We start from the raw sequence: 20,069 nt of genomic DNA, 5'->3' as shown, positions 1-20,069 counted from the left end.
GTTCAACCGTTGTTGACGAATTGTGCTTGGCGCCGGCGCAATACAGTGCGAGCAGCGGCGGAGTAGTCGTCGAAGGGCTCACCCTCGACGAGCATGTTTCCTGCTGCACCGATGACGATCCGGCCGATCGCCCATGGCCCGTCGTCGCCGAGTGCCAGGAGGACGTCCTTGCCGGCGATGGGCAGGCTGCGAAGGTATCGAAGTACCCGTGCCGTGCGGTCGGTGTGCGGCCCGAACGGGTTCGTATCTAGCTCCTCGGCAACCGATTCCGTGTATAGAGCTGCGATTCGTCGATGAGTTCGCCTGGCGTGGAGGTGCGCCAATTCGTCGGTGCGATCTGAACTCGTGCGGGTCGTCGCCGAACTCATCTCAACGCTCCTTCTCGGTGCTGGTCGCGGGCGCGCTGCGGGGTTCACCGGTCATCGCGTCGACCGGGTTGTCGTCGAGGTCGGATTGCGCCAATGACCGGCCGGTCACCCGGAAGTACACGGCGATCAGGACTCCGATCGCCAGCCAGACAAGCCCAACGACTTTGGCGTTGTCGCTGGCACTCCACAGCGCGTAGATCAACACGGCTGCGCCGAGGATCGGTGAAACCCAGTGCACGAAGATCTTTCGGCTCTTCATGCGCGCTCCGAAGTGCACCAGCACACTGACGTGAAGCAGGATGTAGGCGGTCAGCGCGCCGAAGGTCACGAGGCTCGTAAGCAACGCAGGGTTCTCGACTCCGAAGATGCCGACGATGAGCGACAGCACGGTGACGAAGATCATCGCGTTGGCGGGTGCCTTGGTCTTCGAGTTCACCTTCGCCAAGATCTTTGGGAGCTGGCGGTCGCGAGCCATGCTGAACACCAGGCGTGACGACGTAGCGTTAGACGCCACGATGTTGGCGAACAACGCGATGAGCGCCGTAGTAAGGGTGACGACGACCTGGAACCAGTGCGCCATGACCTGACCGGTCAGGTTGTAGAAGGCGTTGTTCGTGTCGTCGCCGTCGGCGAATACCGTACCGGCGGGAACGAAGATCGCGGCGATGTACACCTGAATGACGAAGAGCGCCGTCACGGCCCACAGCACGATCATGGTGGCCTTCGAGACTGTCTTTCCGCCTCCCTTGGCTTCCTCGTTGAGCGTCGAGATGGCGTCGAAGCCGATGAAGCTCAGGGCTGCGATGGGGATGGCGCCGAAGACGAGTGACCAGGAGAACGTTTCGGCGCGAAACAGCGGATCGAGGGAGAAGTGGCCCCTGCCTTGCGCAACGGCTACCAGTGCCCACCCGACGAACACACCCAGGACCACGAGTTGAATAACCAGGAAGATCTTGTTCATCGCAGCGGTAAAGGTGATGCCACGCAAGTTGATCGCAGCGGTGATGACGACGAAGACCACGATCCAGACCCATGCCGGCAAGCCGGGGACCAGGGATGTCATTGCCGACGCTGCGAAGACCGCCAGCAGAGCGGGTAGGAGTAGGTAGTCGAGCAGGATCGCCCAGCCCGACAAGAATCCGATGAACTGATTGATTCCGTACCGGACGTAGGAGTAGACCGAGCCTGCTATCGGGAAGCTCAACGCCATCTCCCGGTAGCTCAGCGCGCTGAACACCATGGCGATTGCGGCGACGATGTAGACCAACGCCACCGCGCCCGACGAGAAGTTGTACACGATGCCGAAGACGGCGATGGGCGCGATCGGGACCATGTAGATGAGTCCGTAGATCACCACGTCGGCCAAACTCATGGACCGCTTCAACTCGTGCTTGTACCCAAATTTTTCCAGCTCGGCGTTTGCCGAATCAGTGTTGTCGTCGACCGCGTTCATGGGTCGGACCTTCCGGTGAGTGAGGCGATTTCCATAGCGTGCGGCTTTCGGAAATCGGGCCAGGCGAATAGAGCAGGCAGATCATCTGTTCCGCGGGCCGGCGGCTGTGTCGACTCAGGACTAGGCGGTGAAGACAAGGTAACCAGCACGTGACGTGCCAACAATCCGCACTTTTACCGATGCGCTGCTGCTGCCGCCGCGGGGAGAGTCTTCACCTCTACTTCCGCGACGGTTAAGCCCGCGGCGGCCCCCACCTCGGTTGATTCATGCCACGAGGGATTACCAACCGCCGCAGCCAGCACCATGATCGCCGCCGAACTGGTCGCGCCGGGGGCACTTACTTCGGCCCGCGACCAGTGACCGAGGCGACTCGGTATTGTCTAGACAACGGCGTTGTTTACCTCACGGCCGGAACGCCAGGCAACGTCTGGCGTTTCCTTCCGTCTCTACCGATCTCTACGAGCTACTGCTCCAAGCCCTCGGGGTGGTTGGTGACGCCGTCGCCTCCGCTTAGTTTGAGTACAACTACTTCGTCCCTCGAGGAGCCCGCAATGACCGCGACCGCATCACGTCCCGCCGCCAAGACCTACGCGCCGCTGGAGCTGTTCGACGTCAACCGGCTGCTCGACGAAGACGAACGCGACATAGCTGCCACGGTGCGCCAGTTCGTCGACACCAGGCTCAAGCCCAATGTGGAGAATTGGTTCGAATCAGCCACGCTGCCCAGGGAGCTCGCCAAGGAGTTCGGCAACCTCGGCGTGCTCGGCATGCATCTGGACGGCTACGGCTGCGCCGGCACCAACGCGGTCAGCTACGGCTTGGCCTGCCTGGAACTGGAAGCCGGCGACAGCGGCTTCCGCAGCTTCGTCTCCGTGCAAGGTTCGCTGTCGATGTTCTCCATCCACCGCTTCGGCTCCGAGGAGCAGAAGCAAGAGTGGCTGCCCCGCCTGGCCACCGGCGACGCCATCGGCTGCTTCGGACTGACCGAGGCCGACTTCGGCTCCAACCCCGCCGGCATGCGCACCCGCGCACGTCGCGACGGCGGCGACTGGGTGCTCAACGGCACCAAGATGTGGATCACCAACGGCAACCTCGCCGACGTAGCCACCGTGTGGGCTCAAACCGACGACGGCATCCGGGGGTTCCTGGTTCCCACCGACACCCCCGGCTTCACGGCCAACGAGATCCACAAGAAACTCTCGTTGCGCGCGTCGGTGACCTCGGAGCTCGTCCTGGACAACGTGCGACTGCCCGCGTCGGCACAGTTGCCCCTCGCCGAAGGGCTCAGCGGCCCGCTGTCGTGCCTCAACGAGGCCCGCTTCGGCATCGTGTTCGGCGCGCTGGGTGCGGCGCGCGACAGCTTGGAGACCGCCATCGCCTACACCCAGAGCCGCGACGTGTTCGACCGGCCGCTGTCGAGTTTCCAGCTCACCCAGGAAAAGTTGGCCAACATGACCCTTGAACTGGGCAAGGGCGTGCTCCTGGCGCTGCACCTGGGCCGCATCAAGGACGCCGAAGGGCTTCGCCCCGAACAGGTGTCGCTGGGCAAGCTCAACAACGTCCGCGAAGCGATCGCCATCGCGCGGGAGTGCCGAACCCTACTCGGTGGAAGCGGCATCACCCTGGAGTACTCGCCGCTGCGCCACGCGAACAACCTCGAATCGGTGCTGACCTACGAGGGCACCTCCGAGATGCACATGCTGTCCATCGGCAAGGCGCTGACCGGGCACGGCGCTTTCAAGTAACGCCCGCGAATTCGTCACCACACCACGACCGCGTATCCACGCGGAGGGGAGCCTCGCACATGACCCACCCCGCTCTCGACGGCGTGACCGTCGTCGACTTCAGTCGCGTGCTCGCCGGGCCATACGCCACGATGCTGCTCGGCGACTTCGGCGCCGACATCATCAAGATCGAGCGACCTGGCGTGGGCGACGACACCCGAGAATGGGGCCCTCCCTATGACTCCGACGGCGTCGCGACCTACTTCAACGCGATCAACCGCAACAAGCGATCGATCACCCTGGACCTCGGCGACCCCAATGACGTGTCCCGCGCCCGCGACCTCGTCGCCGGCGCCGACGTCGTCGTGGAGAACTTCCGCCCGGGCACCATGGAAAAACTCGGGTTGGGCTACGACGCTCTCAAGGAGTTGCGCCCAGACCTGATCTACTGCTCCATCACCGGGTTCGGCCGCGACGGCGGCGCCGCAATGCCGGGATACGACCTCCTCGTCCAAGCCGTCGGCGGAATGATGAGCATCACCGGGCCAGCACCAGGTGAACCCACCAAGGTCGGGGTGGCCGTCGTCGACGTCCTCGCCGGACTCCATGCCACGGTGGGGATCCTGTTGGCGCTCACACACCGCAATCAGACGGGCGAAGGGCAACGCGTCGACACCAACCTGCTGTCGACGCTGTTGTCCTCAATGGTCAATCAGGTCTCCGGCTACCTCGGGGCCGGCAACGTCCCCGTCATGATGGGCAACCGCCACCCCAGCATCGCCCCCTATGAAACCTTCGCCACCAAGGACCGGCCCATCGCGGTCGCCGTCGGCAACGACAAACAATTCCGGCTCTTCGCCATGGCACTGAACCTCGACGGTCTCGCTGCCGACGACCGCTTCGCCACCAACGCCCTGCGCGTCGAGCATCGAGAAGCGTTGTGCGGCATCGTGGCACCAGTGCTGGAAACCTGCGGAGCTGATCACTGGTACGCCGCGCTGACCGCTGTGGGTGTTCCGGCGGGACCCATCAACGACATTGCGGAAGCCTTCGCCTTCGCCGAGAGCCTGGGTCTGCCAACACGTGTGGCCGTTCCCGGCAGCTCCACACCACAGGTCGCCAACCCCATCACGATGTCTCTGACACCGTCCACGTATCGCAGTGCTCCCCCTCGGCTGGGCCAGCACCACCCACGATGAACTCGGCCGCTCGGGACACTCACTGAAACCCGCGAAGCCCCACAACGACAAAACCCGCTCTGACACTGGTCAGAGCGGGTTTTCTGCGTCGGGCTGACAGGATTTGAACCTGCGACCACTTGACCCCCAGGGAAGCAGTTGGGGTGAACGGGTGTCTCGATACTTCTCATTCATGCAGGTAGAACTGCCTTTGATGTCTCACCTATTCGCGTCCGTCCCGCCAGTTCAGAAGCATCTTGGGACACTGGTGGGACACTGGGTGTGAGCCACGTGAATTGCACCGGCCGAGACCATCGCCGTCGGAACGCATTTGACCGCCCCCCACGAGAGACGATTGCCGAGTCAATGATCTCGTTTGCTGTATCCGCGCGAGATCCTCACGGAACCATCGCCCCCACATGGCAAGTGACCCAAGTCCGGGTAGCGACGGGCTAGTGGTCGAGCATCGAGGAAACGGGCCAACCTACGCGCTGATCATGGTCCGTCGGTCAAGGTTTCCAATGTGACGAGGGATCACCCGAGGCGTCGCGACCACCCACCACCATGACTGAGGATCCATGACCGCGCCCCCTGCAGAGCCCCGCGCATTGATGTGAGCACGGCACACGACGACGTTCGATGGGTGGCGGGAATGGGGGCTCAGCCGGGGAAGACGCGAGTAGTCCTTGCTGGGCCGATCCGGCCTGCGCGTCAGCCCGGTGTCGTTGGGCACGATGAACTTCGGCACCGACAGCCACCACGCCGCCTACGGCCGGAGCCGATCTCACCCTGGTCCGTAACTCGTCGCCCCCTGTGTCATCGGTCTACAAGCTGGCTCGGGCGGATTCGAGTTCCATTGCAATGCGCGCGAATTGGGCCAAGGCCGCGGGGTCGTCGACGGACTCCAGGTTGACGACGTCGGCCGGGTCGGCGCCCTGCAGGATCCGTTTGACGGGAACTTCGAGTTTCTTACCGGTCCTGGTGTGGGGCAGGTCCCCGACGACGACGATGTCGTCGGGGACGTGCCGCGGGCTGACACCGATGCGGATGGCGTCGCGGATCTGGGCGACGAACGCTGCGGTATCGGCCGGGGGTCGGCTAGGTATCACGAACAGAGGCATCCAGTAACCGCCGTCCGGACGTTCGACACCGACGACCAGCGCTTCGCGTACACCGACGAGCTGCTCGACCACCTCATAGATCTCGCCGCTGCCGATCCGCACACCGTGGCGATTCATGGTGGCGTCGGAACGGCCATGCACCACCACGCCTCCGCGGTGAGTGATCATGATCCAGTCGCCGTGGCGCCACACGCCCGGGAAGCGATCGAAGTACGCCTCGGTGTATTTCGCGAAATCAGGGTCGTTCCAGAAACTGACGGGCATCGACGGCATCGGGCGAGTGACCACCATCTCCCCCGTCATCTCGACCACGGGCTGCCAGTCATCGTCCCACGCTTCCAGCGCGACGCCGAGCATGGGACCTTGGATTTCGTCGGCGAACACCGGCTCGGTGGGGATCCCGCCGGCGAACGCCGAACAGATGTCGGTGCCTCCGCTGGCCGAGGCCAACCACACCTCCGGCAAGACCTGCTGCACCCAGAGCGCGGTACTGGGCGGCAAGGGCGAACCGGTGCTGCCGATCGTCTCGAGCCGGAGGACCGGCGGGAGAGCCCCAGACTTCTGAACGGCGATCAAGCTCGCCGCACTCGTCCCGAGGAAGTCCAACTCGAGTCGTGCGGCGATCTGCCACAACCGGCCCGGATCCGGATACGCGGGGCTGCCATCGTAAGTGGAGATCACTGCACCGCAGAGCAACCCAGAAATCTGGACGTTCCACACCATCCAGCTTGGGGTTGCCAGCCAGAGGAACCGCGCGCCGGCTTTGAGGTTGGCGTGCAAACCGAGGAACTTGGCGTGCTCGAGCAGAATGCCGCCGTGGCTGTGGACGATGCCCTTGGGCGGCCCCGTCGTGCCCGATGAGAACAGCACCCACAGCGGATGGCTGAACGGCACCCGGGTGAACTCGGGTTCGATTCCCTCTGCGGCAATCTCGTCGAACCGGTGTGCCGACTCGTCGGCTTGCAGCGATCCCACATTGTCGATCCAGAGGACCGCTTCCACCGACGGGAGACCTGCGGTGAGCGCCTCGACCTGAGCGCGTCGATCGTGCTGCTTTCCGCCGTAGTGGTAGCCGTCGGCAGCGATGAGGATCTTGGGTTCGAGTTGCGCGAAGCGGTCACGGGCGCCGTCGGCGGAGTACTCCTGCGCACAGGACGCCCAGATTGCACCGACCGCACTTGCGGCCAGCATGCAGACGACGGCCGCGGCGACGTTGGGCACGTAGGCGACGATCCGGGCTCCAGGCTCGACGCCGCGCTGTCGAAACCACTGCGCCACCGCGCCGACCTGCAGGCGCAGCTGTTCGCCAGTCAGGGTGGTCAGCACGTCGGCCTCGTTGAGCGAGGTGACGGCAATGCCGTTGCTCGCCTTGGCGAGTGCGTTGGCGGCGTAGTTGGTGGTGGCGCCGCGGAACCACTCGACCCGCGGCATGCCCGCCTCCTCGTCGAGGACCGTCTGCGGGTCGCTGATGTCGAGGGAGAAGAAGGCGCGGATGGACATCCAGAACGCGGCGAGGTCAGCGGTCGACCACTCCCAGAGCTGCCGATAGCTCTCGAAGGTGAGGCCGTGTTCGGTGGCGAGGTACTCGAGGTAGGCCGTCAGATTGGATTCGCCGACGAAATCGGCGGGGGGTTCCCAGATCGCTCCACCGCGGTCCGCCAGATCAGCCCGCACTGTGCGACCCCGTCATGTGCGCGGCGAGATCCTCGGGCATCACGAAGGACGGTGGTGGCGGCGGTCCCCAGTTGTACAAGCTTGCCGCCCCCTCCCACTCCCCCGGTTGCCAGAGGGCGTCGTCGACGATGCAGTCGATGTCGGAGTAGTACTCGGAGAAAGTCCCGGCCGGGTCCTTCAGGTACCAGAAGAAGTTCGATCCGACGTGGTGGCGCCCCAAGCCCCACACATGCCGATCCGGGTCGTTCTGCAGCATCGCCGTCGCGCCACGGCCGATTTCGTCGACGTCTTCGACCTGCCAGGATGTGTGGTGCAGGAAGTTCACCGGCGCCTGCTGGACGAGGATGTTGTGGTGATCGGTCGAGCACCGCATGAACGCGGCGATCGACGGGATGACGTCACTGATCTTCAGACCCAGGCCCTCGGTGAAGAACCGTTGCGTGGCAACCTGATCGGTAGAACCGATCACGACGTGTCCGAGCTTGCGAGGACGCACGGCTCCGGTACGGAGGATGCCCGGCGCCCTGGTGTTGGCTCGTTCGATGCGCCCCGGGCCGTTGTAGGGCGTGGCAGGAAAGGCCGTCTGAACCAGGCGGGGCATGATCTCGACGACCGCTTTGAATCCGGCGATCGGTTCCATCGCTTCGACGTGGCTGTCTCCGAGCACTGTTGCCACACCCAGCTGTCGCAGTTGCCGGTCGATTCGCGCGACGTCGTCGTAGTCCTGGGCTCCGAAGGTTATTTCGACCAACTGACGGAGAGGTGAGTGCACCAGCCGGAGCTGTTCACCGCCGTCGACGGTGGTGAAGCTGTTCCCGTCCTGCGGGGTGAGACCGAATTCCTGATAGTAGCCAGCGGTTTGGGTGACGTTGGGAACGCCGATGGTGACGCGTCCGAGCCGGTGCAATGCCATGGTGGCCTCCTCTAGGATTCGCGTGGTGTGGGATACGGGACACCGGCGCGGCAGATGGACGTGATGGTGCCGACCCCGTCGACCCAGGTTCGCAGAATGTCTCCGTCCCGCAAGAAGATCGGGGGTTTGCGGGCACCGCCGACACCGGCCGGGGTCCCCGTGAAGATGAGATCACCGGGCAGCAGCGGCAGGATGTCCGACAACTTCGCGACTAGCTGCGGTACCGAAAAGATCAGGTCGCGCGTGCGTCCGTCCTGCATGGTCTGGCCGTTGACCGAGCAGCCGATCCCGATGTCGTCGCGGTCGTCGAACTCGTCGGTGGTGGTCAGCCAGGGGCCGGTCGGGGAGAATCCCGGAAACGACTTGCCCACGCTGAATTGCGCGGCGGGGCCGATCAACTGCCTGGTGCGCTCCGAAATATCTTGTCCAACAGTGAGTCCCGCGACATGTTCCCAGGCTGCATCCTCGGCGACCCGAAAGGCGCGCCGTCCGATGACTGCGACCAGTTCGGCCTCCCAGTCCACGGTCGCGGTGGGCAAATCGACGACGGTATCCGGTCCGGTCACCGAGGTGGGGAACTTGGTGAACACTGCTGGCTCGGAGGGCAGTGAGAGCCCGGCTTCGGCGGTGTGGTCGGCGTAGTTCAAGCCGATGGCGAAGACCTGACGCGGTTGCGGCGACGGTGCCCGGAGTCGACTTCTGAAAACGGTGAAGCCGTAGTCGAGTTCGACGGTGCGCGCCCATGGCAGGAATTCGTCCCACACCGCCAAGACCCCGGCAGGGTCGTCGTCGAACTTGCCGTTGCTGGCGTCGGCGACGTAGACCGCGTGGCGGCCGTCGGTGATGACGGCACGTCCGTCGTAGTTGGCGAATTTCATTGCGACACTCCCAATTCAGTGGTGGAAAGGATCTGCTTGAGCGCCTCGGTGAGCGCACCTCGGGGATCGTCGACGGCGCCGACTGACCTGAATCCGATGAATCGGTCGGGGCGGACCAGAACCGCCCCGGTGCGCGAGATCTCCCGTTTGCGCAACCATGCGAAGCGGGTGTCGGCCAGATCGGCGTCATCGCTCCCGACCCTCCACGCCACCAGGGGAACACCGGTGCTCTCGGCGATCTCGCGGGCCGCTTCGACCCACGGCACCCCGTCTTCGCCCGCGATCAGCGCGAACCTTCCACCGTGGGTGAGATTCTGCAGCGGGAACGTCTCTCCGCGGCGCGAGACCAGCGCGTGCGGCAGCGGGTGGCCGGGTTTGGTGCTGGGTTCGTAAAGCCGAATCGGGTCGATCGGCACGTATTCGGGACTCCCGTCGTCGACGACTGCCGCCGAGGAGTAGGTGTACCCGAACTCCAGATTGTGGTGGCGAAATTCCCGTGTCTGCGCGGCGAGCGCGTTGTTGATGATGTCGCGGCGTTCCTCGTGCTCGGGATGCGCCTCGTCCCATAACTTCTCGATTTCGCGCCAATTCTCCGCGCCGGATTTCTCCGGCGACAGTCCCAGCGCCTCGTCGAGCCGGAACCGCGCCATCGCGCAACCGACCGAGTTCTCGACGTTGCGCGCGTCCACCGGCCGCCGCTCGGCGCCGTAGGTGTCGAGCAGTCCATCCCCGGCACGGCCGGCGAGCACCTGCACGAGCTTCCAGCACAGATTGTGTGCGTCGTGGATCGCGGAATTCAGTCCCAACCCGCCCGTTGGTGGATGCTTGTGGGCGGCGTCCCCGACTACGAACACCCGCCCGACCCGGAAGTGGTTGGCGAGCAAACCCTCCATCGTCCAGATCGAGATCGCATGGATCTTCGGATCGAACTCGGGCAGCCCCAACACCGCTCGCATGCGGGCGATCACCTTCTCGCGATCGCCGGCGTCGGGGTCACCGTGGGGGTAGCCCAGGTGGAACACCCATTCTTCGGATCTGGTCCCCCAGTGCTCGGGGCCCATCGGGCACAGGATGCCGCCGGTGAAGGTACCGCCGTATTCGGGATTGACCAACCAGCGCAGGAACACCGAGTCATCGTCGAGAAGGTCCGCCAGATCGGCACTCAGGTGCACGGACACCATGTCGAGGACGTTGCGCTGACCGTCCAGCTCGATACCGACCAGCTTGCCCACGGTGCGGCCGCCATCGGCGGCAATCACGTACTGCGAGTGCACCTCATATTCCTCGCCGGTGGCCCTGTCTCGAATCGTGCTCCGCACGCCCGTCTCGTCCTGAACGAGGGCCACCAACTCGTGATTGAACCTGACACCATCGGGGTTGAGCAGCTCGGCATGCGACTTGAGCACCGGTTCGAGTCGGATCTGGGGCAAGTTGGCGGTACGGCACGGACTCGCGTCGACGTACTCCGGATCGCGGTCACCGGCGCCCCACAGCTCCAGCTTTCCGATCTCGCGTCCGTAGTTGGGGTTGTCCCCCGCCAGTCCGGCATAGAAACCGGTCGCGACGAAGTTGACTGCAGGAGTCGACCTTTCATAGATGGCGTCAGCGATGCCGACCTCGGTGAAGATCTCCATCGAACGTTGGTTCAGGACGTGCGCCTTGGGCAGAATCGACGTCGTCGGGAGTGCGCTGACGAGCAAGGACTCCACTCCCTGCGAAGACAAGATGGTGGAAGCGGCCAAGCCCGCACCCCCGCCGCCGACGATCAGGACGGGGATTTGCGATGCGCTCATGGCGATCCACCTCTCGGACGCAACTCTGCGTCGGCGTTGGCACGTGACGGACAGCACCAGTTCTACTCGCGTTATTTCAGAAGAGCAACATAATTTCGTAATTTAGCCCCTTATCCGTCATTTGGCGCAGCCAGAGGTATGATCGCGCCGTGAAGATGAGTGGCTCGCCCACCCGAGTTGGAGCGGTGTACGACGCGATCCGCGACGAAGTCCTCACCGGCGGCATTCCCCCCGGAACCAAGATGAAGCTCGCCGACTACAGCGAGCGCTTCGACGTGAGCCTGTCGGTCGTGCGTGAAGCCATGAGCCGCCTCGCCGAACAGAATCTCTTGCAAGCCAATCCACAGCGCGGATTCAGCACGCTTTCGCTATCGGTCGACGACCTCCACGAACTCACTCGCGCCAGGATCATCATCGAGACCGCCACCCTCCGGGAGTCCATCGCCCGCGGAAGCCTGGAGTGGGAAGCGTTCCTCGTCGGAGTCCACCATCAGCTCGCCGCCACCCCGATGTATCTCGACGGAGCCATCAACCCACGGTTCGGCCCGGCGCATCGCGACTTCCACGCAGCGCTTCTGGCCGGTAGCGACAACACCCACCTGCAATCGATCGCCGCCTCGCTACGTGACCGCTCGGAGTTGTACATGTTCTGGTCGCGCACACTCGGTGAGCCCGCCGACCGAGACGTCGCCTGCGAGCACCGCGAACTCGCTGACCTCACCATCGCCCGGCAGCCCGACGACGCCGCCAGTGCGCTGGCCCGCCACATCCAGCGCACCACCGACATCCTCGTCGACTACGCCCGAACCCATCACGCGGACCACTGATCTTCGATCGATTCCCGCCACCCGACCGTTAGCGCATCCGGGACGGCCACCGGGTTTACGCGAAACTTGGCTGACGCGCGTCTTTTATTGCAGCCCAACCGCTTCCGGTCCGTAGCGGCTACCTGGGCCACACGTCAACTCGAGTCACGGGTGCGTCCACTGACGAATACGCGACGGAGCCCAGCGACCACCGCAGTGGAGTTGCTCGACGAGGCGGAGCGAATGTCGCGTAGGCGACTCCATGACCACGACGATTCCCTACACGATTTCGAGGCGTCGCATCGACGACGGCGAACACCTTCGTCGTACAGAAATTTCGCAACTTCGAGGTAATTGCAAAATTAGGCAGCCCGGTGTTACCGTGCCCGGGAATCGATTGTGATCTGGGTTACGAAACGGAAGGAAGGTGCGCCATGGTGCGCGTGGTCATCGTTGGAGCCGGAATTGGCGGGTTGACCGCGGCTATCGCATTGCAGCGCAGCGGGTTCGATGTCCGGGTGGTCGAGCGGGCGCCCGCCTTCGGCGAGGTGGGCGCCGGTGTCCAACTGGGGCCCAATGCCACGCGGGTGCTCATTCGTCTGGGGATGGGCGAGGACCTCCATCGTTACGGCGTGGTGCCGTCACAGCTGAACTTCCTGCGCTGGGAGGACGGTCGCGTATTGGGTGGCGCACCGGTTCAGTCGGCGGTGGAACTCTTCGGGGCTCCGTACTACACGATGTACCGGCCACAGCTGATCGACATCCTCGCGGCCAACCTTGCCACCGGCACGGTCCGCTTCGGGGCGTCGGCCGAATCGGTCAGAGAGGTCGAGGGAAGGCCCGTCGTAAAATTCTCCGACGGAAGTTCCGAAACCGGCGACATCGTAATCGGAGCGGACGGCGTGCACTCCACGATCCGCTCGCACACCGTGGGCGACGCGTCACCACGATTCTCCGGCATGTGCGCCTACCGGGCACTCGTACCCCGTGAGCTGCTGGACTTCGACGACGTCGTCCGTAACTGGACGGGCCCGGATCGTCACGTCGTGGCCTATCCCGTCGGCGTCGGCGCTGCCTACCTCAATGTCGTCGCAGTGGTCCCCGAACCACAGCGAGCCTCAGAATCCTGGACCACCCTGGGTCTGGCTGCTGAGTTGCGCAGCCAGTTCGCGGGGTGGTGTCCCGGCGTCGTTCGCATCCTCGAAGCGGTAACCGACCCCGTATATCGCTGGTCGCTCTATGACCGTGATCCATTGCCGCAGTGGTCAACTGGGTCGACGTCGCTGCTCGGAGACGCCTGCCATCCGATGCTACCGTTCCTTGCCCAGGGTGCCGCCCAAGCCATCGGCGACGCGGCGGCTCTCAGCGAGGCGTTGCTGTCATCAGCAAGCGATCTCCCCGCCGGGCTGCGTCGTTACGAAGCGGCCCGCCGCGACCACACTGCGGAAGTGCAGCGCCAGTCCTGGACCAACAACGTCATCTACCACCTCGCCGACGGTGAGGGTCAACAGCAGCGTGATCGACAACTAGCCACGTCGTCGTCGTTCGACACCTTCGGGTGGATCTACGGCAACGATCCATTCACAGTGCCGGTCTAACAGCGCTTGCCCGTCCCTTGCAAGGAGTCGTCGATGTCCTGCACGAATCACTACAGCTTCCCCACCCTGCTCTTCGTTCACGGCGCGTGGCACGGCTCCTGGTGCTGGGGGCCGCTCCGCACGATCCTGGAGCACCGGGGATTTCGAACCGCCGCCGTCGATTTGCCCACCACGACGAATCATTCGACGCTCAGCACAGGTGTCTTCGACGACGCCGACTGTGTCCGACGCGCGGTCCAGGACATTGGTGGTCCCGTAGTCGTCGTGGCCCACTCCTACGGTGGCGTTCCTGTGACGCAAGGGCTGGTTGGTTCTACCGACGAGGTTCGGCACATCGTCTACGTGGCCGCGTTCGTTCTCGACGTCGGGACGTCGCTCCTCGGCGCCTTTGATGGCAACGTCCCGCCGTGGTGGGTCGACGGAGGCGACACGATAACGCCAGCGTCGCCAGAAACCGTCTTCTACTCCGACATCCCGGCCGCCCAGGCCGCTGACCTGGTAGCCCAGCTGAGACCCCACAGCAAACGCGCGTACGAGGACGCGCTCACGCAGGCGGCATATCACACGATCCCGTCCACCTACGTGGTGTGCGACCTGGACAACGCACTGCCGAGCATCGCTCAGGAGGGCATGGCCGCCAACTGCGGATCCACACGTCGCATACAGAGCGGCCATTCACCGTTTCTGTCGCAAACAGGTGCGTTCGCTGATCTGCTGGAGTCGATTCTGGGGCAGGCCTCAACCTCTGGAACCTGACGGGACGACTTTCTTCGAGGTTGTGACTCCTCAGCGTGTCGAACGCCAACGGTGACACGTACGGTCGCCGCCGGTAATCGGCGTGGAAGCGCAGGTTCTCGAGCGGGACGGATGGCCGTTCGCTTGCCTTGAAGAGCGGAACCCGTGGCACTGCAAGACCACGCGAATACGACGGCTGCGTCGGAGGCAGCTTCCCGCTCTCGCGCCTTCTACCGGCGGAACCTCCTCGAAGCCGCAAGGAAACTGGTGACTCCGACCGCTCACCCCAAAAGCGTTACAGCCCAGTCCGTGCGCCGCGCACGCTCCTAGAACGTCAGTTGCAGGTTCGTCGTCTTCCATTGCCGTGCATGCTGAATGCCGTTGTACGCGGGCTCGTTTTCGAGCTCGATCCGCTTGCAACGCTCCGTCACCGCAGTCACGATCGTGTCCGCAGATTGACGCGCCAAGATCTGCCCCACGCACGAATGCAGCCCGGCAGCAAAGGCGAGGTGCTGGTGTCACTCGGTTGAGCGGTCGTAAACGAAGCGGTCTAGATCTGCGATGGTCCGGTCGCTCTCGCTGCGGCTGACGGGTCGGGAGGTGACTCGAGACCTTGGGGCGCTCCGCCAGCCAAATGGACGCTGAGCAATATAAAAATTGTCAGTGTGGTACATAATGAGCACGTGACCACCGCGAGCGACGAGATACACAACCGCCGACGCGGCCGACCCAAGGCCTCCGCCGCCGTCCCTGAAGACACGATTCTAGCCGTGGCCCTCAAGCAGTTCGCCCTGCTCGGCTATGACGGCGCGTCCCTGCGGACCATCAACCGCGAGTTGGGCGTCAGTCACAACCTCTTGTATCAGCGCTTCGGCACCAAGGAAGGGCTTTGGCGGGCGGCGGTCGACTTTGGGTTCGGCGGCCTGGTCGCCTACATGCAAGGCATCTTCGACCCTACGATCGCCGAACCGCTGGAACAGTTACGCCTGGCGGTGCGCCAGTTCCTCATCTACTCCCACGATCGTCCCGAATTGCTGGCCCTGATGAATTCCGAAGGGCGGCAATCCACTGAACGACTTGACTACATCGTCACGCGCTACATCGCACCCTCGCAGAGCCAGATCGCCCGCCTGCTAGCCCACCTGGCCGACGACGGAACCATTCGGCGTGTCCCGCATGCCACGTTCTTCTTCCTTGCCACTGCCGGTGGAGCGGCGCCGTTCACCCTCGCCGCACTCGCCAAGTCACTGGGCTCGCCAGCGGCAGCCGACGACGTCAGCATCGCAGAACACGCCGAGCTCGTCTCCACGATGCTCATAGAGGGTTTGCGTCTACCGCCGACCGAGGGCCGCCGCTGAAACCTCTGACACACCGCCGATTCATCGGCGTCACCGGACTCGTCATCACTCGCGGCCGTCCCGGACGTTGGTCAGGAGTCGACGATGAGGGTTTCTGCGAAGTCGGCTACATCCGCGCGGATCAGCGCGGCGAGTTCAGCGGGCTGGGACAGGAACGGCGAGTGCCCGGTCGCGAGGTGGTGCACGCGCCCGGTCCGCTGCGCCATTTCGTCTTGCGCCGCGGGCGGCGTGGTGGCGTCGAACTCGCATATGACGTAGCTCGTCGGAACGTACTCCCAGACCGCGTCGGTCAGGGGGGCGGCGCCGGAGGCGAGGCTCTGGTGAGTCAGTTGCGCGGCATAGTTGGCGGCGTCGGCGGCGGGGAGGTCACCGAAGAAGACCTCTTCTCCCCGCAACGCATCCGCATACCCCTCGTCGAAGTGCAGGTCCCACCACTCCGGAACGCCCCCGCCGGCCGCCACCGCCGCTGCGGGCTGGCCGACGTCCAAGACGAACGCGGCAATGTAGATCACGCCGGCGACGTTCTCTAGGCCACAAGCAGCCTCGGTTACGGGCGCTCCTCCGTAGGAGTGGGCGACCACGACCGCGGGACCATCTACGGCTGAGACGGCCGCGCGAATCGCGGCGACATCGTCGGAGAAGTCGCCCAGTGCGCTCGGATCGGGCCCGGAGGACGGAAGCGACACCGCGGTCGAGGTGAACTCGCCGAGCTCCGCGCGGAGCCGGTCCCAGCACCAGGGCCCGTGCCATGCGCCGTGGACGAAGACAAGGGTGGGCCGTTGTGCGGTCATACGGGAGTCCGTTCGTTGGAGGGAATTGCTCGATGCGGGACGGCGAGTTCGGTGCCGTGCGGCGACCTGCGCGGTCGACGAAAATCGTTGTGGCACAGGGCTATGACCGCCAGGGTTCTCGACGCCCAACAAGTTCTTTCGTCCCATCGGCCACCGTCGTCACCTCCTCGCCCACCCGGTTCCCGACCGTAAGCGACTAAATTGCCTGTTGTCAATTAACATATTGACATGCAACACGGGTCACCTTTACGGTTGGCATCTGTGGCCGATTCGCCACGACACTTTCCGCAGTCTTGAAAGCCAGGAGGCCGGCCATGGATGCCGCGTTGAGCACTGAGACCACGACGCTGGCGCAGGCCTTCCTCGACACCGCGCGTCGCCGCGGTGATGCACCGGCCATCCTGACCGCCGACATGGCGGTAACCCTGACCTGGAGCCAGTACTCGCAGGACGCGAGCCGGGTCGCGGGAGGGTTGGGCGCGGCAGGATTACGCCGTGGGCAAACGCTGGGTCTGTTACTGAGCAACCGGCCGGAATTTCATCTCGCCGATGCAGCAGCGCTGCTGCTGGGTGCGATCCCGTTCTCGATGTACAACACCTCCGCGCCCGAGCAGTTTGCGCACGTGATCGGCGACGCCGGGTGTCGGATCGTGATCACCGAACCCGCGCTGCTCGCACGGTTGCAGGCCGGCTTGGAGCAGACCGCATCTGGAGTGGATCACGTCATCGTCGTCGGTACCCCGTCGTGGCACGACCTGCTCGAGCACGATCCGATCGAGCATCCTGAGCCAGTCGATGGCGACGATGTGGCCACTTTGATCTACACCTCGGGCACCACCGGCCCTCCCAAGGGGGTGGAGCTGACCCACGCCAACATCCTGACCATGGCCCGCGAGGTGACCACGCTGATCGAGGCGTGTCCCGAGGACCGCGCCATCTCCGCCCTGCCGATGGCCCACATCGCCGAACGGGCCAGCACGCACTACATTCCGATGACCGTCGGCTCATCGGTGGTGTGTTGTCCTGACTACTCGACGATCATGGATTTGATCCCCCGGGTGCGGCCCACCGTGTTCTTCTCCCCGCCCCGGTTGTGGGAGAAGCTGCGATCGGCGATCGCCGGCGCCGTCGACGGCGGCGGGACCGATCCTGGTGCGTTACGGCAGATGCTGGGCTTCGACCGGCTGCGCACCGCGCTGACCGGTGCCGCGCCCTGCCCGCCCGCGGTGATCGACTTCTTCACCGCGATCGGCGTTCCGCTCCACCAGCTCTACGGCATGTCCGAGACCACCGGCATCGTCTCGATCCCCACCGGCCATGGCGGCGCCGCCGACGCCGTCGGACCGCCGCTACCGTGCACCGAGATCGGTTTCACCGACGACGGTGAACTACTGGTGCGCGGACCGATGGTCATGGCCGGCTACCGCAACCAACCCGACGCCACCGCCGAGACGATCGACGCGCAGGGCTGGCTACACACCGGCGACATCGCCACCCTCGGGCAGGACGGGGCGCTGCGCATCGTCGACCGCAAGAAGGAACTGATCATCAATGCCGCGGGAAAGAACATGTCGCCCAGCAACATCGAGGCGCGGCTCAAGGAGAGCAGCCCACTCATCGGTCAGGCCTGCGTCATCGGCGACGGGCGCCCGTTCAACGTCGCCCTCATCGTGGCCGACACCGCCGCCGCGGCCGCGCTGCCCAGGGGCGACGACCTATCAATGCACATCGCCGACGCGGTGGCACGCGCGAACGGCCGACTGTCGCGGGTGGAGCAGATCAAGCGCTACGACGTCCTCACCGACGAATGGCTTCCCGACTCCGACGAGCTGACGCCGACGATGAAGCTCAAACGCAAGCCCATCGCCCAGAAGTACGCCAACCGCATCACTGCCCTCTACGACGGGGTCACCTCGTGAGCGCGGAGGCCAGTGCCGAGGCGACCGGCCACCCTGGCCCCGACGCGGCCGAGCACGTCCCGGTGCTCATCGCCGGCGCCGGACCCGTCGGCTTGATACTGGCCTTGGAATTGGAACGACACGGCGTCAAAGCGCTTCTGGTGGAACGCAACACCACCACCACCCGCCACCCCAAGATGGACATCACCAACGGACGCAGCATGGAGCTGTTCCGCCGCCTGGGCATCGCCGATCACCTCCGCAAGATCGCAGTACCCGCCGATCACCCGATGGTGGTCAGCTGGGTCACGCGTCTGGACCGCTGGGAGCTGACCCGGTTCACCTACCCCAGCGTCGAGGACACCGCCGCACTCATCCGGTCCCGCAACGACGGCACCCTACCGCTGGAACCGAGCATGCGGGTGTCCCAGATCCTGCTCGAACCAGCACTCAGGGAGTTGCACGAAACGCTCGACGAACACGTCACCGTCCAATATGGCTGGCAAGTCGACACTTTCACCCACGATGACTCCGGCGTAAGCGCCACACTGCGCTCTAAGGACAGCGGCCAGACCCGCCGCGTCACGGCCGACTACCTGGTCGGTTGTGACGGCGCCGCCAGCACCGTCCGCAAGGCCTTGTGCATCGACGTCGATTCCACCGACCTGCGGCGGCTGACGATCGAGCACCTCGGTCTGCGCCGAGTGGCCTCGATGCTCGGCCACGCCTGGGCGGCCAACCGCGAACGGCCCGCCGACGGGCGCTTCTTCATGGTGCACTTCACCAGCACCGACCAAGACCTGCGCCAACGTTTCGCCAGAATTTGGCACGCCCAATCCCCGCAGGGGTGGACGTTGATCTCCCAGAACGACCTCGACTCGTGGACCTTCCACTGCCCGCTGGGCGTCGGTGAGGACGCCGCCGCCATCGACCCGAAGGAATTCCTCTACCGCCACCTTGGCCGACGCTTCGACTGCACCATCCTGGTGGCCAACGAGTGGACGCCCCGACTAGCCCTGGCCCGCCGATACGGCATCGGGCGGGTGTGGCTTGCCGGTGACGCCGTACACCAAGTCCCCCCGACCGGCGGGTACGGCATGAACACCGGCGTCGGCGACGCGGTCGGGCTGGGCTGGGCGCTGGCTGCCCTCATCCACGGCTGGGGCGGTCCAAAACTGTTGCAGGCCTACGAAACCGAACGGCGTACGGTGGCACAGCGCAACAAGGCCGCCGCCGAACGCCACAGCTTGGTCCGGTTGGCCATCAAGGCCGCCTTCCGCAAGACCATCCACAGCGAAGGATGGAACGGCGAACGCGCCCGCCGCCGCCTTGGCCGCGAGATCGCCGATCTGGGCAACCTGGAGAACGAAGCCCTGGGCATCGAGCTGGGCTACCGCTACGACCACTCCCCCATCGTGGCCACAGAACCCGGATACCCGCCCCCACAAACCCGCGACGCCTACACCCCGACCACCTGGCCCGGATCGCGCCCACCGAGTGTCTACCTCGCCGATGGCCGCGCCCTGTTTGACCTGTTCGGCTGCGGTTTCACACTGCTGCGCTTCACCGACACCGACACCACCGCGCTGACCGACGCGGCACACCAGCGTGGCGTCCCACTGACCGTCGTCGACGTGCGTGACGAGCACGCCCACCGACTCTATGAACGCGACCTCGTCCTGATCCGCCCCGACCAGCACGTCGCCTGGCGTGCCGACAAGGCACCACAGGATCCGCTGCGCCTCATCGACACCGTCCGCGGCGCCTAACACCGTCGCGCC

Annotated in this window: 16 protein-coding genes; 8 read left to right on the top strand and 8 right to left on the bottom strand. The window is 64.8% G+C overall.

Features of this window, described 5'->3' with window-relative positions:
- Positions 1-2 precede the first annotated feature (2 nt).
- Positions 3-368, bottom strand: coding sequence for a hypothetical protein (locus ASD37_RS30560; RefSeq protein ID WP_056561040.1), 366 nt, complete (start codon positions 366-368; stop codon positions 3-5).
- Position 369: 1 nt separating this feature from the next.
- On the bottom strand, positions 370-1,821 hold the full coding sequence (locus tag ASD37_RS30555; RefSeq protein ID WP_235568604.1) for an APC family permease: 1,452 nt from the start codon (positions 1,819-1,821) through the stop codon (positions 370-372).
- Positions 1,822-2,372: 551 nt separating this feature from the next.
- On the opposite strand from ASD37_RS30555, the gene ASD37_RS30550 reads away from it, so the two are divergent.
- Both ASD37_RS30550 and ASD37_RS30545 read left to right on the top strand, forming a co-directional pair.
- Complete coding sequence (locus ASD37_RS30550; protein ID WP_056561037.1) at positions 2,373-3,566, top strand: acyl-CoA dehydrogenase family protein; 1,194 nt, start codon at positions 2,373-2,375, stop codon at positions 3,564-3,566.
- Positions 3,567-3,625: 59 nt separating this feature from the next.
- Entirely contained in the window at positions 3,626-4,744 is a 1,119-nt protein-coding gene (locus ASD37_RS30545) for a CaiB/BaiF CoA-transferase family protein (RefSeq protein WP_056561034.1), read from the top strand.
- 803 nt (positions 4,745-5,547) lie between these two features.
- Here ASD37_RS30545 and ASD37_RS30540 read toward each other — a convergent pair.
- Genes ASD37_RS30540 through ASD37_RS30525 form a run of 4 tightly spaced genes read right to left on the bottom strand, consistent with a single transcriptional unit; the run spans position 5,548 to position 11,102 of the window.
- Entirely contained in the window at positions 5,548-7,518 is a 1,971-nt protein-coding gene (locus tag ASD37_RS30540; RefSeq protein WP_056561031.1) for an acetoacetate--CoA ligase, read from the bottom strand.
- Positions 7,508-8,431 carry a VOC family protein gene (locus tag ASD37_RS30535; protein ID WP_056561028.1) on the bottom strand — a complete coding sequence of 308 codons (924 nt, stop codon included), beginning with the start codon at positions 8,429-8,431 and terminating at the stop codon, positions 7,508-7,510. The genes ASD37_RS30540 and ASD37_RS30535 overlap by 11 nt, the downstream gene beginning before the upstream one ends.
- 11 nt (positions 8,432-8,442) lie before the next feature.
- Complete coding sequence (locus ASD37_RS30530) at positions 8,443-9,309, bottom strand: fumarylacetoacetate hydrolase family protein (protein ID WP_056561025.1); 867 nt, start codon at positions 9,307-9,309, stop codon at positions 8,443-8,445.
- Entirely contained in the window at positions 9,306-11,102 is a 1,797-nt protein-coding gene (locus tag ASD37_RS30525; RefSeq protein ID WP_056561022.1) for an FAD-dependent monooxygenase, read from the bottom strand. The genes ASD37_RS30530 and ASD37_RS30525 overlap by 4 nt, the downstream gene beginning before the upstream one ends.
- Positions 11,103-11,257: 155 nt before the next feature.
- Here ASD37_RS30525 and ASD37_RS30520 point away from each other — a divergent pair, with 155 nt between their 5' ends.
- The 3 genes from ASD37_RS30520 (at position 11,258) to ASD37_RS30510 (ending at position 14,262) form a co-directional block, all read left to right on the top strand.
- Positions 11,258-11,929: a GntR family transcriptional regulator gene (locus ASD37_RS30520; RefSeq protein ID WP_056561154.1), complete on the top strand. Its 672-nt coding sequence runs from the start codon at positions 11,258-11,260 to the stop codon at positions 11,927-11,929.
- A gap of 413 nt (positions 11,930-12,342) precedes the next feature.
- Entirely contained in the window at positions 12,343-13,506 is a 1,164-nt protein-coding gene (locus ASD37_RS30515; RefSeq protein ID WP_056561020.1) for an FAD-dependent monooxygenase, read from the top strand.
- Positions 13,507-13,539: 33 nt separating this feature from the next.
- The gene (locus ASD37_RS30510) at positions 13,540-14,262 is read left to right on the top strand and encodes an alpha/beta fold hydrolase (RefSeq protein ID WP_056561017.1); all 723 of its coding nucleotides are present in this window, start codon (positions 13,540-13,542) and stop codon (positions 14,260-14,262) included.
- Between the two features lie 305 nt (positions 14,263-14,567).
- Here the strand turns inward: ASD37_RS30510 and ASD37_RS31780 are convergent, their stop codons facing one another.
- On the bottom strand, positions 14,568-14,720 hold the full coding sequence (locus ASD37_RS31780; protein ID WP_156721186.1) for a hypothetical protein: 153 nt from the start codon (positions 14,718-14,720) through the stop codon (positions 14,568-14,570).
- A 204-nt stretch (positions 14,721-14,924) separates the two neighbouring features.
- Between ASD37_RS31780 and ASD37_RS30505 the strand changes: the two genes are divergently transcribed.
- Positions 14,925-15,599, top strand: coding sequence for a TetR/AcrR family transcriptional regulator (locus tag ASD37_RS30505; RefSeq protein WP_056561014.1), 675 nt, complete (start codon positions 14,925-14,927; stop codon positions 15,597-15,599).
- Between the two features lie 71 nt (positions 15,600-15,670).
- Here ASD37_RS30505 and ASD37_RS30500 read toward each other — a convergent pair whose 3' ends face one another.
- Complete coding sequence (locus tag ASD37_RS30500) at positions 15,671-16,390, bottom strand: alpha/beta hydrolase (RefSeq protein ID WP_056561011.1); 720 nt, start codon at positions 16,388-16,390, stop codon at positions 15,671-15,673.
- A 326-nt stretch (positions 16,391-16,716) separates the two neighbouring features.
- Here ASD37_RS30500 and ASD37_RS30495 point away from each other — a divergent pair, with 326 nt between their 5' ends.
- Positions 16,717-18,309: a long-chain fatty acid--CoA ligase gene (locus ASD37_RS30495; protein WP_235568603.1), complete on the top strand. Its 1,593-nt coding sequence runs from the start codon at positions 16,717-16,719 to the stop codon at positions 18,307-18,309.
- Entirely contained in the window at positions 18,306-20,057 is a 1,752-nt protein-coding gene (locus ASD37_RS30490; protein WP_162253336.1) for an FAD-dependent monooxygenase, read from the top strand. The genes ASD37_RS30495 and ASD37_RS30490 overlap by 4 nt, the downstream gene beginning before the upstream one ends.
- The last annotated feature ends 12 nt before the right edge of the window (positions 20,058-20,069 follow it).

It is taken from the genome of Mycobacterium sp. Root135, assembly GCF_001426545.1.
In the GTDB taxonomy this organism is placed as follows: Bacteria; Actinomycetota; Actinomycetes; order Mycobacteriales; family Mycobacteriaceae; genus Mycobacterium.
This window is presented reverse-complemented; position numbering and strand designations above follow the sequence as displayed.

Coding starts and splice junctions, on each gene's coding strand:
- ASD37_RS30555 (WP_235568604.1), bottom strand. CDS start 1,821: ATGAACGCGGTCGACGACAACACTGATTCGGCAAACGCCGAGCTGGAA.
- ASD37_RS30530 (WP_056561025.1), bottom strand. CDS start 9,309: ATGAAATTCGCCAACTACGACGGACGTGCCGTCATCACCGACGGCCGC.
- ASD37_RS30545 (WP_056561034.1), top strand. CDS start 3,626: ATGACCCACCCCGCTCTCGACGGCGTGACCGTCGTCGACTTCAGTCGC.
- ASD37_RS30535 (WP_056561028.1), bottom strand. CDS start 8,431: ATGGCATTGCACCGGCTCGGACGCGTCACCATCGGCGTTCCCAACGTC.
- ASD37_RS30550 (WP_056561037.1), top strand. CDS start 2,373: ATGACCGCGACCGCATCACGTCCCGCCGCCAAGACCTACGCGCCGCTG.
- ASD37_RS30515 (WP_056561020.1), top strand. CDS start 12,343: ATGGTGCGCGTGGTCATCGTTGGAGCCGGAATTGGCGGGTTGACCGCG.
- ASD37_RS30520 (WP_056561154.1), top strand. CDS start 11,258: ATGAGTGGCTCGCCCACCCGAGTTGGAGCGGTGTACGACGCGATCCGC.
- ASD37_RS30560 (WP_056561040.1), bottom strand. CDS start 368: ATGAGTTCGGCGACGACCCGCACGAGTTCAGATCGCACCGACGAATTG.
- ASD37_RS30525 (WP_056561022.1), bottom strand. CDS start 11,102: ATGAGCGCATCGCAAATCCCCGTCCTGATCGTCGGCGGCGGGGGTGCG.
- ASD37_RS30500 (WP_056561011.1), bottom strand. CDS start 16,390: ATGACCGCACAACGGCCCACCCTTGTCTTCGTCCACGGCGCATGGCAC.
- ASD37_RS30510 (WP_056561017.1), top strand. CDS start 13,540: ATGTCCTGCACGAATCACTACAGCTTCCCCACCCTGCTCTTCGTTCAC.